General features: G+C 73.4%; 16 protein-coding genes and 1 pseudogene. 9 read left to right on the forward strand and 8 right to left on the reverse strand.

Going from position 1 to position 13,840, the window contains the following annotated elements; all coding sequences use genetic code 11:
• Together QK442_RS04370 and QK442_RS04375 are read left to right on the forward strand one after the other, a co-directional pair.
• On the forward strand, nt 1-564 hold a 564-nt coding region (locus QK442_RS04370), incomplete at its 5' end, for a Na+/H+ antiporter NhaA (RefSeq protein WP_282692467.1).
• Between the two features lie 154 nt (nt 565-718).
• Nucleotides 719-1,594 (forward strand): universal stress protein, encoded by an 876-nt coding sequence (locus QK442_RS04375; RefSeq protein WP_282692468.1) that lies wholly within the window; start codon nt 719-721, stop codon nt 1,592-1,594.
• A 23-nt stretch (nt 1,595-1,617) separates the two neighbouring features.
• On the opposite strand, the gene QK442_RS04380 is transcribed toward QK442_RS04375, so the two are convergent.
• Entirely contained in the window at nt 1,618-2,640 is a 1,023-nt protein-coding gene (locus tag QK442_RS04380) for a TerC family protein (RefSeq protein ID WP_282692469.1), read from the reverse strand.
• Nucleotides 2,641-2,684: 44 nt separating this feature from the next.
• Entirely contained in the window at nt 2,685-3,020 is a 336-nt protein-coding gene (locus QK442_RS04385) for a DUF6343 family protein (RefSeq protein WP_282692470.1), read from the reverse strand.
• A gap of 168 nt (nt 3,021-3,188) precedes the next feature.
• On the opposite strand from QK442_RS04385, the gene QK442_RS04390 reads away from it, so the two are divergent.
• Nucleotides 3,189-4,295 carry a CBS domain-containing protein gene (locus QK442_RS04390; RefSeq protein WP_282692471.1) on the forward strand — a complete coding sequence of 369 codons (1,107 nt, stop codon included), beginning with the start codon at nt 3,189-3,191 and terminating at the stop codon, nt 4,293-4,295.
• A gap of 210 nt (nt 4,296-4,505) precedes the next feature.
• Here QK442_RS04390 and QK442_RS04395 read toward each other — a convergent pair whose 3' ends face one another.
• From QK442_RS04395 to QK442_RS04410, 4 genes and pseudogenes are all read right to left on the reverse strand, one after another.
• The gene (locus tag QK442_RS04395) at nt 4,506-5,351 is read right to left on the reverse strand and encodes a YhjD/YihY/BrkB family envelope integrity protein (RefSeq protein ID WP_282692472.1); all 846 of its coding nucleotides are present in this window, start codon (nt 5,349-5,351) and stop codon (nt 4,506-4,508) included.
• A 613-nt stretch (nt 5,352-5,964) separates the two neighbouring features.
• Nucleotides 5,965-6,366, reverse strand: a complete 402-nt coding sequence (locus QK442_RS04400; protein ID WP_282692473.1) for a retropepsin-like aspartic protease — start codon at nt 6,364-6,366, stop codon at nt 5,965-5,967.
• A 495-nt stretch (nt 6,367-6,861) separates the two neighbouring features.
• Nucleotides 6,862-7,623, reverse strand: a complete 762-nt coding sequence (locus QK442_RS04405; RefSeq protein ID WP_282692784.1) for a class I SAM-dependent methyltransferase — start codon at nt 7,621-7,623, stop codon at nt 6,862-6,864.
• A gap of 147 nt (nt 7,624-7,770) precedes the next feature.
• Nucleotides 7,771-7,941: pseudogene (locus tag QK442_RS04410) on the reverse strand (transposase); the annotation flags it as partial.
• A 494-nt stretch (nt 7,942-8,435) separates the two neighbouring features.
• On the opposite strand from QK442_RS04410, the gene QK442_RS04415 reads away from it, so the two are divergent.
• Nucleotides 8,436-8,774, forward strand: a complete 339-nt coding sequence (locus QK442_RS04415) for a hypothetical protein (protein WP_282692474.1) — start codon at nt 8,436-8,438, stop codon at nt 8,772-8,774.
• Nucleotides 8,775-8,881: 107 nt separating this feature from the next.
• Nucleotides 8,882-9,544: a class I SAM-dependent methyltransferase gene (locus tag QK442_RS04420; RefSeq protein WP_282692475.1), complete on the forward strand. Its 663-nt coding sequence runs from the start codon at nt 8,882-8,884 to the stop codon at nt 9,542-9,544.
• Here QK442_RS04420 and QK442_RS04425 read toward each other — a convergent pair.
• Nucleotides 9,528-10,298 (reverse strand): methyltransferase domain-containing protein, encoded by a 771-nt coding sequence (locus QK442_RS04425; RefSeq protein ID WP_282692476.1) that lies wholly within the window; start codon nt 10,296-10,298, stop codon nt 9,528-9,530. The genes QK442_RS04420 and QK442_RS04425 overlap by 17 nt on opposite strands.
• A gap of 150 nt (nt 10,299-10,448) precedes the next feature.
• On the opposite strand from QK442_RS04425, the gene QK442_RS04430 reads away from it, so the two are divergent.
• The 4 genes from QK442_RS04430 to QK442_RS04445 all read left to right on the forward strand — a co-directional run bounded on the left by QK442_RS04430 (nt 10,449) and on the right by QK442_RS04445 (nt 13,469).
• Nucleotides 10,449-11,051, forward strand: coding sequence for a sigma-70 family RNA polymerase sigma factor (locus tag QK442_RS04430; RefSeq protein ID WP_282692477.1), 603 nt, complete (start codon nt 10,449-10,451; stop codon nt 11,049-11,051).
• The gene (locus QK442_RS04435) at nt 11,048-11,278 is read left to right on the forward strand and encodes a zf-HC2 domain-containing protein (RefSeq protein WP_282692478.1); all 231 of its coding nucleotides are present in this window, start codon (nt 11,048-11,050) and stop codon (nt 11,276-11,278) included. Before QK442_RS04430 ends, QK442_RS04435 begins: the two co-directional genes overlap by 4 nt.
• Nucleotides 11,275-12,069, forward strand: a complete 795-nt coding sequence (locus QK442_RS04440; protein WP_282692479.1) for a methyltransferase domain-containing protein — start codon at nt 11,275-11,277, stop codon at nt 12,067-12,069. Before QK442_RS04435 ends, QK442_RS04440 begins: the two co-directional genes overlap by 4 nt.
• A gap of 224 nt (nt 12,070-12,293) precedes the next feature.
• Nucleotides 12,294-13,469 (forward strand): aromatic acid exporter family protein, encoded by a 1,176-nt coding sequence (locus QK442_RS04445; RefSeq protein ID WP_282692785.1) that lies wholly within the window; start codon nt 12,294-12,296, stop codon nt 13,467-13,469.
• Between the two features lie 6 nt (nt 13,470-13,475).
• Here QK442_RS04445 and QK442_RS04450 read toward each other — a convergent pair whose 3' ends face one another.
• Nucleotides 13,476-13,802, reverse strand: coding sequence for a hypothetical protein (locus tag QK442_RS04450; RefSeq protein ID WP_282692786.1), 327 nt, complete (start codon nt 13,800-13,802; stop codon nt 13,476-13,478).
• Nucleotides 13,803-13,840 lie beyond the last annotated feature (38 nt).

A 13,840-nucleotide genomic window follows, 5' to 3' on the forward strand; every position in this document is an offset into this window, starting at 1 on the left:
ATCGCCATGGGTCTTCTCCTGCGCGCCACCTGCGACGAGGGAGAGGACGTCTCCCCGGGGTCACGGGTCTCCCATCTCGCCCACCCCTTCTCGGCCGGTGTCGCCGTCCCCCTCTTCGCCCTCTTCGCCGCCGGCGTCAGCGTCTCCGGCGAGTCCCTCGGTCAGGTCTTCACCACCCCGGAACCGCTCGGTGTCCTCGCGGGGCTGGTGGTCGGCAAGGTCCTCGGCATCTTCCTCGGCACCTATTTCGCCGCCCGCTTCACCCGGGCCCGGCTCAACCCGGACCTCGCCTGGGCCGACGTCCTCGGACTCGCCGCCCTGGCCGGCATCGGCTTCACCGTGGCCCTCCTCATCGGCGAACTGGCCTTCCCCGACCCGGCTCAGGCCGAGCACGTGAAGGCGGCCGTCTTCCTCGGATCCCTGACCGCGGCCGCCCTCGCAGCCGTTCTCCTGCGCTGGCGCAATCGTGTCTACAAACGCTTGTACGAGGCGGAGGAGCGCGACGCGAACGCCGACGGCGTCCCCGACGACGAGGCCGACGGCCCGGCGGACGGCGTCCGCTGACCAGGCGGGGCGAGGCGGGCGAGGTCGAGCAGTGCCGAGCCCACGAGCGGCGCCTGCCCCTCCGGTCCCGCCCGGTGCTCCGTCGGCCGGGTGGCGGCACGATCGGACGGGGACCAAGCTGGGAGGACAGGAGCACCCGGAGCGGGGAGGCGTCGTGGCCGGTCCGATCGTCGTCGGAGCGGACGGGTCGTCTTCGAGTCTCGCCGCGGTGGAGGAGGCGGCCAGGGAAGCCCGGCGGCGCGGGGCGGGACTTCGGATCGTCCACGCGTTCGTCTGGCCCGCCATGCACCCGCCGTCGCTGCTGGGGCTGGAGGGAGGGTTCCGCGAAAGGGTCGAGCAGCTGGTGGCCGAGGCGGCGGTACGAGCCGGGGAGACGGCACCGGGAGTGGAGGTCACCTCCGCCGTGGTGACCGGCCAGCCGCTGACTGTGCTGGAGAAGGAGTCGCGAGGTGCGGACCTCGTGGTCGTCGGGACGCATGGCACGGGCGGCTTCGCCGGACTGCTGGTGGGTTCCACCGGGGTGCACCTCGCGGCGCACGGAAGCTGCCCGGTGCTGGTCGTACGGGAAGGAGGCGCCGCGTCCGGGCCGGTCCTGCTCGGTGTCGACGGCTCGCCCGAGGGCGAGCGGGCGGTGGACTTCGCCTTCGCCGAGGCGGCCCTGCGCGAGGCGCCTCTCGTGGCGCTGCACGCCTGGACCACGTGGAACGCGCCGCTGCCCCCGCCACAGGACGAATCGGAGCCGTACGCCAACCCTCCGGGCGCGCTGGCCGCGGGGGAGGAGCGGCTCGTGGCCGAGGCGCTGGCCGGTCACCGGGATCGGTATCCGGGCGTGACGGTCGAACCCCGGGTGGTGCGCGGCCGCACCCGGGAGGCGCTGATCGAGGCGAGCCGGTCCGCCCAGCTGCTGGTGGTGGGTGCGCGGGGACGGGGCGGTTTCACGGGACTGCTGCTGGGCTCGGTCAGCCAGGCCCTGCTGCATCACGCGCACTGCCCGGTGGCGGTGGCACGGGGGTCGGACGCGGGACACTGACGGCCCGGCCCGGGCACGACGGCTCAGCCGTCGTCCGGTGGGCGGTCCGGCTTCCGGTCGTGTGACGGGCCGGAGTCGTCGCTTCCTCCGGCTCCTGAGCCGCGGGTGTCGTCCGGGGCACCGGGCCGGAGCAGGCTGAGGAGGACCGACGCGGCGAGGACGACGACGATGACGGCGAGGCTCACGTGGACGGGGATCTCGGGGATCGCGGGTGTGATCATTTCATGGGACGCCTGGAGGAGGAGCTTGACGCCGATGAAGAAGAGGATGATCGCCAGACCGGTGTCGAGGTGGCGGAACCGGTTCAGGAGGCCGGCCAGCAGGAAGTACAGCGCCCGCAGGCCGAGGATGGCGAACGCGTTGCTGGTGTAGACGATGAAGAGGTCGTCGCTGACGGCGAGGACGGCCGGGACGCTGTCCACGGCGAAGACGAGGTCGGCCGCCTCGATCGCCGTGATCACGACCAGCAGCGGGGTGGCCATGCGCCGGCCGTGCTCCCTCACGAAGAACCTCGTCCCCGCGTACGCGTCGTGGACCGGCACGATCTTCCTGAGGGCGCGTACGGCGAGACTCCTGTCCGGGTCGAAGGACTTCTTCTCCTGGAGCAGCTTGTAGGCGCTGTAGAACAGGACCGCGGCGAAGACGAAGAGGACCGCCGTGAAGCGGCTGACCACGGCGATCCCCAGGAAGAGGAAGACGCCTCGGAAGACCAGGGCGCCGACGACGCCGAGGAACAGCACGCGGTGCTGATAGGCGCGGGGGACCTGGAAGTAGCCGAAGATCACGGCGAAGACGAAGAGGTTGTCGACCGCCAGGCCCTTCTCCAGCAGCCACGCGGTCGTGTACTCGGTCCCCGCCGCCGTGCCGAGGACGAGGAAGACCGCACAGCCGAAACCCAGGGCCAGACCGATCCACAGTCCGCTCCAGGCCGCGGCCTCCTTGAAGCCGAGGACGTGCTCACCGCGGTGGGCCAGCAGGTCGACGGTGAGCGACACCGCCACCGTGACCGCGAACGCCGCCCAGAGCCAGAAGGGGACCTCCAGCATGCGGTCTCACCCCCGGCGACGGGTGCGAAGGAGCGGCGGCCCGTTCACCGTTCGCGCTTCGGAGGAAGTTCCCTGCGCCGCCTGCGGAGAAGGAACCCCAGATTCACCCCGGCCAGGAGGCACAGGGCGCCGCAGGCCACCGCCAGCACCGTCAGCTCCCCCGCACCGGGGCTCCCGTCCGGTGGGACGGTGCTCGCCCACACCCCGAGGGCCGCCGACGCCAGGGCGAAGAGCACCAGGGCCGAGAAGGCCAGGACGATCCGGAGCCCCAGGGCGCTCTGGGCGGTCACCGGCTCCGTACCGGTCCGCGGGAAGTGGCGTCCCAGCATGCCGGACCGGGAGCGGGGCACGGAATGCCGGGAAGGGCGGGATCGACTCATCACGGCCTCCTGATCGACACGAGCGGCACGCGGGGAACCCGGCCTGCCGGACCACGTCCGGACGGCGCCGTACGACGGCACCGTCCCCGGATACCAGGCGGCTGCCCGACACGACGGCCCGCTAACGGACAGGACGCCCCGGAACAGGCGGACAGACGGACAGGCCGCATGCTTCCGGGCCTCGTGAAGATCCGCAGGGCAGAGGGTGGAGGTGACCGCCGTGAAGCCGACGGTCTCCCTCGGGAGGCCGTCGGGCCTACGGGTCGTGGTGCACTGGAGCGCCCCGCTCATCGCCGCGGTGATCGGCGCGGCCTCGCGGGCCGACTGCCCGTCGCCCACCCCGAACAGCCGGGCCGGCAGTACGGCCTCACGGCCGTCGCCGCCGCGGCGGTCCTCCCGCTGTGCCTGCCGGCCCACGAGCTCAGCCACGCCGTCGTCGCCCGGCGCAACGGCGTCGAGGTTGAAGGACGTCACCCTGTGGCTCCTGGGCGGCATGGCACGGCTGAGGGGCGAGGCCCCTCTCCCGGAGCGGAGGCGCGCATCGCCGGCGCGGGACCGCTGGTCAGCCTGCTGCCGGCGGTGCTGCTCGGCCTGCTCGCCGTCTTCAACGCCCTCCCCGCGGCCCCGCCCGACGGCGGGCGGCCGCTCAGAGCGGCAATGCGGCGCCGGACCGGCGACCGGCTGAGGGCCACCGCCGTGGCGACGGCCGTCGGCCGGACGCTCGGCTGGGTACGGGTCGCCCTCGGCCTCTACCTGGCGACCCGCGGGGTGGCGCTCAGCGGCCTGTGGCCCGTCGTGATCGGCTGGTTCCTCGTCGCCGTGGCGACCGCGGAAGGGGGACAGGCGCAGCCGGCGGAACCGCTGACCGGGGTCACCGTCGGAGACGTCATGGGACGATCCCCGCTCACCGTGCCCGCCGCACTCGCCGTCGGCGCCGTCCTCGCGTCCCCCGGGTTCCGCTTCCGGCACGCCGCCTTCCCCGTCGTCGACGCCGACGGCCACCCCGTGGGCCTGGTGAGCGTGAACGCCGCCGCGCGCGTACCGGCCGACCGGCGTGACACCCCCGTGGCCTCGGTGATGGTCCCGATCGAGGAGATCCCCACGCCGAACCCCCACGATCCGCTGGTGGACGTGGTGCGCGACCTGGAGGAGAGCCCCGCCCGCCGCGCCGTCGTCGTGGCGGACGGCACGGCCGTCGGCGTGGTCACCAGCTCCGGCATCAGCAGGGTGACTTCCTGGCTCGCCTCCTCCGCATGGCGAGAACGGGACTCCTGAGCCGCGACAGGACCCCGGACCGGTCGACGTGCCGCCCCGGCGGACACAGCTGCCGGCCGCGCCGACCGCCGCGCGGCGGGAGCGGAGGACGAGGCCGTGAACGACTCCGGGACCCGAGGCACTCCACCAGGAACCCCACGTCGTTCCGGTCCGGCGCGTCCGGGTGACCGCCGCGTACGCCCGGGTCCCGCCCGGCCGACGCGGCGAGGGTCATCCGCCCCGGGGCCGTGATGCCCACCGCTCACGCGTGAGTCTGCCGACGAAGGCGCCTCCGTAGAGGACGAAGCCCACCCCGACGAGCCACGACAGGATGATCACTACGGCTCCGATGGGGCCGTACACCGTCATCTGGGAGATGATCAGGGGCGAGAAGACCAGCCACGCGAAGAGCCGCAGACCCACCAGACCGAGCGTGGTGGCGATCGCCCCGGAGAGAAGGGCCCGCCCTCCCGGCCGACCGCCCAGGAGCACCGCTTGCGACGCCCAGACGAACGCGAGGACGACGATCAGGACGGCCACCACCCCCAAGGGGCCGGGGAGGAGGCCGGTGCGGCTGAGGGGGGTGGCGCCGAGCAGCAGGAGACAGCCGATCAGGAGGACGAGCCACAGCACGTGGCGGATCAGCTCCCGCAGGGCGGCCCGGACGCCGTCGACGTGCGGCCCGGGCGTCCCCCACACCGCCTCGTACGTCTGCCGAACGTGAGCGGCGAACGCCAGGCCGAAGACGCAGAGGGCGGCCAGACCGAAGCCCGTGACCTCCCGCAGGATGCGACGGGGACGGGCGAACAGCGCCAGGATCTCCCGCTCCGCCGGCTCCGACGCGCTCATGGCCCTGGCGAGCCAGCGGCCGAGTCCGGCCGCCCGCCCGGGGTCGGCCGCGGCGACGACCATCATGAGCGGAACGAAGGAGAGGAACCCCAGGGCGGCGAAGAGCAGGGAGCGGTTCATCAGATCCAGCCCGTCGGCCTTCTCCGCCACGAACGACAGGAGTTCCCGCAGCCGCCGTCCACGACGACGACTCGACCGCCCTGCTTCTCGTTCCGCTCCGGGGCACATGGCACTCCTCTACCACGACGGAGACGCGCGGCCGGCGCATCGCCACCCGCTTCCGGAACACAGTCCGTACGTCCGGGTACGGCGGTCACCGGGGGAACCGGTGCGTTCCACGCGTGTCGTCCCCGCAGGCGCTGGAGGACGCGATCGGAGACCTTGGCACCGGTCATGAGCTGCCGCCTCTCTCGCTCCCCGCCCCGCACACGTGGCCCCTTCGGTGGCGCCTACTCCTGTGGGACGGTGTACGCGACGGGACACGCCCCCGTGCCGGCGCGGGGCGGCGCAAGCGGCTTGGCACCCGGAGTGGCCTTCACCACGACTGGCCCATCCCGCTGGAGTGCAAAGAGGCCCCCGGGGCATCGGCTTCGCGCTCCTCGGCCCTCTGACCAGGAGGCGGCACCGGGGAGCGGTGACGAGCCCCCGGTGAGCGGCTCTCCCCGGGACGGAGTACGGCGGCGGCGGAGCACGACGGCAGTGCTGGGCACCAGACGCGCCCGACTGCCCCCCGCAGGCGCCCGGAGTGGGAGAGAGCCGGCCGGATGAGCGGGATGACCGTGGCAGCGCGGAAACGAGGTCTCCGCGTACGACGGGAGCCGATCGCCTGTGTGGTGAGCCGTCATCGGGCGGGGAGCCTGAGGACGCCGTCGCCGTAATCGACGGTGACCGAACCGAAGTCGCTGAGCACGTCCGACCCGAGCAGACCCTGAATCATGCCGGGGCTTCCGGGAACGTCGAGGTCGATGACGGTCACGAGGCCCGGGTCGAGACGCACATCGCCGAGACGCCACTGCTCGACCCGGGCGACCGGGACCCGACCCGTGCCCAGGATGCCGCTCACCGCGGATTTCTCACCGGTGCGTTCCAGGCCGGCCCGGTCGGCGACGTCATCGTCGACCACGCTGACGGAGGCGCCGGTGTCCAAGGCGAACATGAAGGGCCCCTCACCTTCGACGTGCACCGGGACGAACGCCAGCGTCCGGTCACCTTGGTGCACCACACGCAAGGGCACCTCGCGCACGGCTCCGGGGGAGGGCCTCGACGTGTCCGGGCCTCCGGGGTCTCCGTGGATCACGCACCCGGCGAGCAGCGCGGCCGTCGACACCGCCAGAGCGCTCGCCCGGCAGCGCCTCGGGTTGCGCGTTCGGCTGCCACCACCCATGGTGCGCCGCTGCCCTGCCCGACAGCGGGCAAACCCGATGCGAAACCGGGTCCGTGCCACCGTGGCGGAGGACCGCACGCCACGTCGCGCCCATGCGGCGTACGGACGCCGACGGGGCGCCCTGACAGCGAGGGCTCTCCTCGCGGCCGGTCACCGTCGCCTGGATGAGTGGGGGAATGATCCGCCGCTCCGTCATCCGGCATCCGGCGTCCGGTGGAACAAGCATGCAGCCGATGAACGGCTACGCAAGGTTGTCACCGGGGCCGACGCTGCCTGATAAGCACGGGGCGTCCGTGCGACGCGCCCCGTCGAGATCGACTCACGCCCCTCTTCGGCAGGAGGCCGGGCCGCGGTTCAGGCCGCAGCGAGGAAGACATGCGCCGTCATGGGGGCGGTGACCGGCCCCGGGCCCAGCCGGGCCGTCATCTCCTCGATGACGGTCGCGCGGACGGCCGGTCCGCCGCCGCGCTCCTCGACGGCCGCGCGCACCGGGGTTCCGGTGAGGTACCCGGCGGCAAGGTCGGCGGTCGACGCGGCCCGGCCCTGAAGCGTCAGCTCCTGCCCGTCCTCGACGGCGAACCCGGCGGCCGTCAGATCAGCGGCCACGACAGCGGGGTCGGCGTAGCCGTGCGGAACCGTCCGGAAGAACTGCGGCGGGTCGACCGGAAAGGCTCGCTCCAGGCCGGCCTGGAGCGCGTCCTCGAAGGTGTGCGCCCCGAGCGGGCCCCAGGTGTTGAACAGGAACCGGCCGCCCGGCGCGAGGACCCGGCGGACCTCTGTGAAGGCTCCGATGCGGTCGGGAAAGAACATCACGCCGAACTGGCAGGCCACCAGGTCGAAGCCTTCGTCCGGGAACGGCAGCCGCTGCGCGTCGGCCTGCCGCCATACTGCGCCGGGGGACCGGGCCGACCCGAAAGCGACCATGGCCTCGTTCAGGTCGGTGGCCGTCACCTCGGCCGACGGGGCCGCCGCGAGCAGTTCCGAGGTCAGCACTCCGGTCCCCGCGGCCAGTTCGAGGATTCGCCGAGGACGGAGTGCCGCCGCCCGGGCGGCCAGGTCCCCGGCGAAGGGCCGGAAGACCACCGGCACGAGGTGCTGCTCGTAGGCCGCCGGCATGGACTCGGACCACCGTCGGTCGGCATGGATTCCTGTCACCCTCGTGACGGTAGCGTCGCGTCAGGGAACCCCTGCCCACGCCGCGCCGTGACCTGGAGCCTGCCCCGCCTGACAGCGTGGAGGGCAGGTGTTCTCCGGCGCGGCACCGAGCAGGCGTCTGCGCACGGTCCGGAAGGGCCCGAGCTCCTCTGGAGGATCGCGCCGAGGCGAGCAGGTGCGGTACTTCCCTGCGGTTGCCTCCAGGGCTCGGCGATGGTCGGCTCACCGTCGTCCACGGACCGGATCGGGCGGCATCGACGGCTCGATCCGGCCCCACATCGCATCAGTGATCACCCAACGGGCAGGCTGTCGGGAAGACAGGGCCGCACCAGCCGACCGGCCCGCCGAGGACCCCGCCGTACCCGTGCGTCTCCGCCTGCCCGCCCGGGGGCTCGTGCGTGTCCGCGCCGTCCCCCCCCCCGCCGAAGCGCGGGATTCCGGAGCAGCGGCCCGGGATGGCAAGCGCCGGGAGGCGTACGCCAAGGACCGGGCGGAGTGGATGCCGCCGCCCGAGGCGCACCGCGCCGGTGCGTGTATGGGGGAGCGGCCGGGGAGCGAGGCGGCGCCCCCGGCGTACGAACCGCCCGCGGCGGCCGAACTCGACGAGAGGCCCGAGGAGTCCCTCAGCCGGCTCCGTACCGGAATCGCCGCGGGCCTCCCGGCCATGGCCGGGCCGGACGGCCAGGACTGGGTCTTCCCGCCCTCCCCCCGCGGCTACAGCGTCAACACCCCACTGCCTGGAGCACGGCACCGCCGGCGTCCCGCACGCCCTGGTGCGCTCCGGGACGGACGTCCCCGCCGAGCTCGTCGCCCGGTTCCGCGACGACGCGCCGGCGAACGCCGGATCCCTCGCCCCCGGCCTCCAGAGCGGCACCGCGGGAATCGCCTGGGTCCTGGCCGAACACGCCCGGTACGCCGGTGATCCCGAGGAACAGCGGACGGCCGTACGCATCGCCACCGGGCTCGCCAAGTACACGATCCGGCACCCCACCGGCCTGAGCGTCCTCGGTGGCGGCGAGGAACGCTTCCACGCCGACCTCGGCGGCGGCAGCGCCGGGGTGCTGCTCGGCCTCGCCCGGGTGCTCGACGGCCCCGGCACACCCCCGGCGTGACCGCGCTGGCGACGAACCGGCCCCGGGCCTATCGTGAGACGACTTCACCGTGCGGCACCTCCGCACCGCGGGGTGGCCCCGAGGCTTCGGCAGAGGAGACGGTCGCCATGACCCGGCCGATCAGACCGCACCCGCTCTTCGCCCGCTTCTACGCCGCGTTCGCCGGGCCCGCCCTGGAGAAGGCGGGCATCACCGAGCACCGCAGGCGGCTCCTGGCCGGCCTGACCGGCGAGGTGATCGAGATCGGCGCGGGCAACGGGCTCAACTTCCCCCACTACCCGCCCGGCGTGACCCGGCTCGTCGCCGTCGAGCCCGAGCCGAACCTGCGCCGGCTGGCCCAGCGGGCGGCCCGCGACGCACCCGTCCCCGTCGAGGTCGAGTCCGCCCGGGCCGAGCGACTCCCCTTCCCCGACGCGTCGTTCGACGCCGCCGTGGCGTGCCTGACCCTCTGCTCCATCGCCGCTCCCGCCGCCGCGCTCGCCGAGCTCCACCGGGTGCTCCGGCCGGGCGGACAACTCCGGTTCTTCGAGCACGTCCAGGCGGGCACACCGGTGATACGGGGCGTCCAGCGCGCCCTCGACGCCACCGTCTGGCCACGGCTGATGGGCGGCTGCCACACCGGCCGCGACACCCAGGCCGCCCTCACCGCCGCCGGTTTCACCCTCACCGACGTCGACCGCTTCGACTTCCCCGAGGCCCGCATCCCGATGCCGGCCGCCGCCCACATCCTCGGAACCGCCGTACGGCCGGAGGTCAGCGGTCCGGCTTGACCGCCAGCAGGGAGACGCTCTTGACGCCGTACTTGACGCCGGCGCGGCGGGCCCGGCCGGAGAGGAACGCGTAGTCGTTGCCGCGGAGTTCCTCGATCCGCAGCCCGGCGGCCTCGACGGCCCGCCGGTACGTGGTCTCGTGGGCGGCGCCGCCGATGCACGAGGCCCAGAGGTCGGCGTCGCAGACGATGGCCTCGGTCAGCGGCTGTTCGGTGACGATGTCGGCGAGTGCGAGCCGGCCGCCGGGGCGCAGGACGCGTGCCGCTTCGGCGAAGACCCGTTCCTTGTCGGCGGAGAGGTTGACGACGCCGTTGGAGATCGCGCAGTCGAAGCTCGCGTCCTCGGCGGGCAGCGCCTCGATGCGGCCCTCGCGGAACTCGACCCGCTCGAAGCCGCTGGCCTCGGCGAGCCCCCGGGCCTTGTCCAGCTGTGCGGGCGTGAAGTCGACGCCCACGACCCGCCCCGAGGCCGTGACCTGCCGTGCGGCGCAGAAGGAGTCCATGCCGGAGCCGCTGCCGAGGTCGATGACGCGCTCGCCCTCGCCGATCGCCGCCAGGTCGAGGAAGTAGCCGACCCCGGCGAAGGACTCGACGGCCCCTGCCGGAACCCGGTCCAGCAGGTCGGCGGGGTAGCCGAGACGACGGGCGAGGTCACGGCCCATCTCGAAGTGGTAGGAACCCCGGGGCTCCTGCGCCACCAGGCGGTACAGGGCCTGGACCTTCGCGTCCAGCTCCAGCGTGTTCACCGTGGCCATGGTTCTCGCCTTCCTTCCCGTTCCCTGTGATGACGAGGACGGTCCGGCAGCCCGGATTATTGCGTCGGCGATCAGAAAGCCCTTCCCTGAGAAATCTGGACAGAACGCAATAAAATGGCCGCTGGGGTCGTCCCAAGGTGTGTGCCGTCCATGCAGGAGACGCAGCAGATCCAGACCCGAGAGGTACGAGAGGCGGAGGACTTCCGCCGCCTCGCGCGCGAGCAGCTTCCCCGGCTCTACGCGATCGCCCGGGCCCTCGTCGGCGAGGACGCCGAGGACGCGGTGCAGGACTGCCTGCTCAAGGCGTTCCAGGGGTACGGGCAGCTCCACGACACCGCCGCCGGTCCCGCGTGGCTGCGTAAGATCCTCGTCAACCGCTGCCGCGACCTCGGCCGCACGAGGGCGCGGCAGCCCGTACAGGTCGACCTCGACCAGGCGGAGAACTTCTCCCTCTACCGGAAGATCGCCTACGAGGACCCGTTCCCGTACTCGGACTCGCTTCACCTCGACTTCCTCGCCGGATTCGGGAACGAGGACGTGAGAGCGGTGCTGACGAGCCTCCCCGAGCTGTACCGGGTCCCGCTCGTCCTGGTCCACATGGAGGGCTTCCTCGCCAGGGAGGTCGCGGCCGTGCTGGACGCCCCGCTCGGGACCGTACTGGCCCGGCTGCACCGCGGGCGCAAGCTGTTCGAGCTGCGCCTGTGGGAGTACGCGGAGGAGAACGGCCTGCTGAAAGAGGGTGCGTCGCGTTGATCACCTGTTCCGAGGCCACGAAGCGGCTCTGGGAGTACCTCGACGCCACGCTCGGAGCCGCGGACCGGGCCACCCTGGAGGAGCACCTGGCCGGCTGCCTGCGCTGCTGCGGCGAGCTGGAGTTCGCCGGGGAACTCCGGAGCTTTCTCGCCGCCGCCGGCCGCGAGGAGATCCCCGGTGACGTCCTGCGGCGCCTGAACCGGGTCCTGGAGGAGCTGGAGCCATGACGAGGGACCTCATGCACGGCGCGGAGGTGAAGGACCTGGTCCGCGCCGCGTACCGGAACGTTCCCCCGACCACCGCCGCGGTGGCCCGCCGCCTGTACGGCCCCGACGCGCTGGCGGACGTGCCGCGGTCCGCGATCGACCGGTCGCTCGGCGTGGCCGACCACCTCCGGCACGCCGGCATCGGGCCGGGGGAGCGCGTCCTCGACATCGGGTGCGGCGGCGGCATCGACACGATCCTCGCCGCCCGCCGCACGGGCCCCTCCGGCCGGGTGATCGCGCTCGACTTCCTCCCCGAGATGCTCGCGCGCACGGCGCAGGCCGTGTCCGAGGCCGGTCTCGCCAACGTCGACCTGCTGGAGGGCGAGATGGAGGACATCCCGCTCCCCGGCGGAACGGTCGACCTGGTCGTCTCCAACGGCGTCGTCAACCTCTCCCCGAGGAAGTCGAGGGCGATGGCCGAAGCGGCACGCGTCCTGCGGCCCGGCGGACGGCTGTGCGTGGCGGACCTGACCGTAGGGCAGGACGACCTCCCGCCGGAGATCCTCACGCGGCCGGCCGCCTGGGCGGGCTGCGTCGCCGGCGCGCTCGCGGAGGACACCTTCGTACGAAAGCTGGAGAAGGCCGGCTTCCGGGACGTCGAGGTGGTGCACCGGGAGGCGCTGAGCGTCGACGACTGCGCGCTGTACCCCCTCTTCACCCCCGACGTGATCCGCCTCATGAAGGAACTGCTGCCACCCGCCCGGCAGCGGTCGGTGGCCGTCGCGATCGTCGTCAGGGCCGACCGCCCGTAGGCGGTGACGGCCCGGACGGCGGTCCGACGGGACCCGTGCGGGCTCCGCGCGGGATCCGCGCCGCCGGGCAGGCGCATCCGGGTGAGCCCCGCGTGGCAGGGCCCCGTGGAGCGGCCCGGCGGCCGGGGGGAGATGGCACGCTCGGCCGGGAGTGGGACACCGCGAGCGAGACGAGGAGCCACGTGACGCAGCGCAGCAGGCGGACCACCGGAGACAGCGGACGCATGGCACGGCTGCGCCGCGACCCCTTCGTCGTCCAGGCCATCCGGTCGACGGCGGCGGCGACCCTCTCGTACGTCGTCGCCCTCCAGCTCAGCAGCGAGCCGGTGCCGCTCACCGCGCCGCTGACCGCGCTCCTCGTCGTGCAGGTCACGGTCTACTCGACGCTCACCACCAGTCTGCGCCGGGTGAACTCGGTGGTCGCCGGCGTGCTCGTCGCCATCGCGTTCAGCGTCCTCGTCGGACTCTCCTGGTGGAGCCTCGCCCTGGTCATCCTGGCCTCCCTCATCGTGGGCCGGTTCGTGAAGGTCGAGGAGTTCATCCCCGAGGTCGCCATCAGCGCGATGCTCGTCCTCGGCGTCACCCAGGTCGCCGACACCGCCTGGGACCGTGTCCTGGAGACCCTGATCGGCGCCGTCGTCGGCATGCTCTTCAACCTGCTGCTCGTACCGCCCGTGTGGGTGGAGACGGCGGGGGAGTCGATCGACGACCTCGCCCGGCGGATGCGGCGCCTGATCCTCGACGTGGCGGACGAGTTCGCCGGGGCGCCCACCGTCGAACGGGCGGCGGCCCGGCTGTACGAGGCGCGGCGGCTCGACGACGACGTGGCCGACGTCGACAGCGCCCTGCGCACGGCCGAGGACAGCCTGCGCTTCAACCCGCGCGTCAAGGAGGGCCTGCTGCACCGGATCGTGCTGCGCACCGGGCTCGACACGCTGGAGATCTGCGCCGTCGTGCTCCGGGTCCTCACCCGTACCCTCACCGACCTGGCGAAGGAGCGGGGCGGCGAGGAGCTGCTGCCACGCCCGGCCGCCCTCGCCCTCCAGGAGACCGCGCAGCACACCGGGGACGCCTTCGTCAGCTTCGCCGTGCTCGTCACGGCCCCCGGCAGCGACTCCGCCGAGGCCGCCGAGACCCGGCTCGCGGGCGACCTGCGGACCGCCCGCGCCTCCCGGGACAAGACCGCAGGACTGCTCCTCGCCCTCGCCCTGCGGGAGCCGGGCCACTGGCAGCTGCACGGGGCGCTGCTCGCCGAGATCGACCGCGTCCTCGACGAACTCGCCCCCGAGCACCGGGGCCGCCGCCTCATGGAGGAGCTCGACCGGCACACCCGCGAGCGGCGCGAGCGCCGCCGCCGCCTGGTGCCCCGGTACGGGCGGCGGGCCCGCGCGGAGGCCTGAGCCGGGTCACGCCGGAGGCGTACGGGCGGGCGGGTGCGGGGGCGCCATGGCGAGGGTGCAGACGCCGTCGGCGCACCGGCGCTCCAGCCGGCCCCGGGAGACGGTCTGTACCAGACCGACCGTCCAGCAGGTGGGGCAGCCGCGGAACGCGATCAGCGCCGGCAGGGCGGCGAGCAGGGCAACCGGTCCGGCGACGGGCACCAAGGCGATCGCACCGGCGATCAGTCCGAAGCCGACGGCGCCGCGCGCCAGATGACGCGGGACGGACCTGCTGGAGAAGTCCGGTCCGGGGGCGGGCGGTCGCACGGCATCGAGGGTGGGCGCGGTCTTCACCGGCGCGGTTCTCACCGGTGAGGTCTTCAGGAGTGTGG

This window comes from Streptomyces sp. CC208A (assembly GCF_030010625.1).
In the GTDB taxonomy this organism is placed as follows: Bacteria; Actinomycetota; Actinomycetes; order Streptomycetales; family Streptomycetaceae; genus Streptomyces.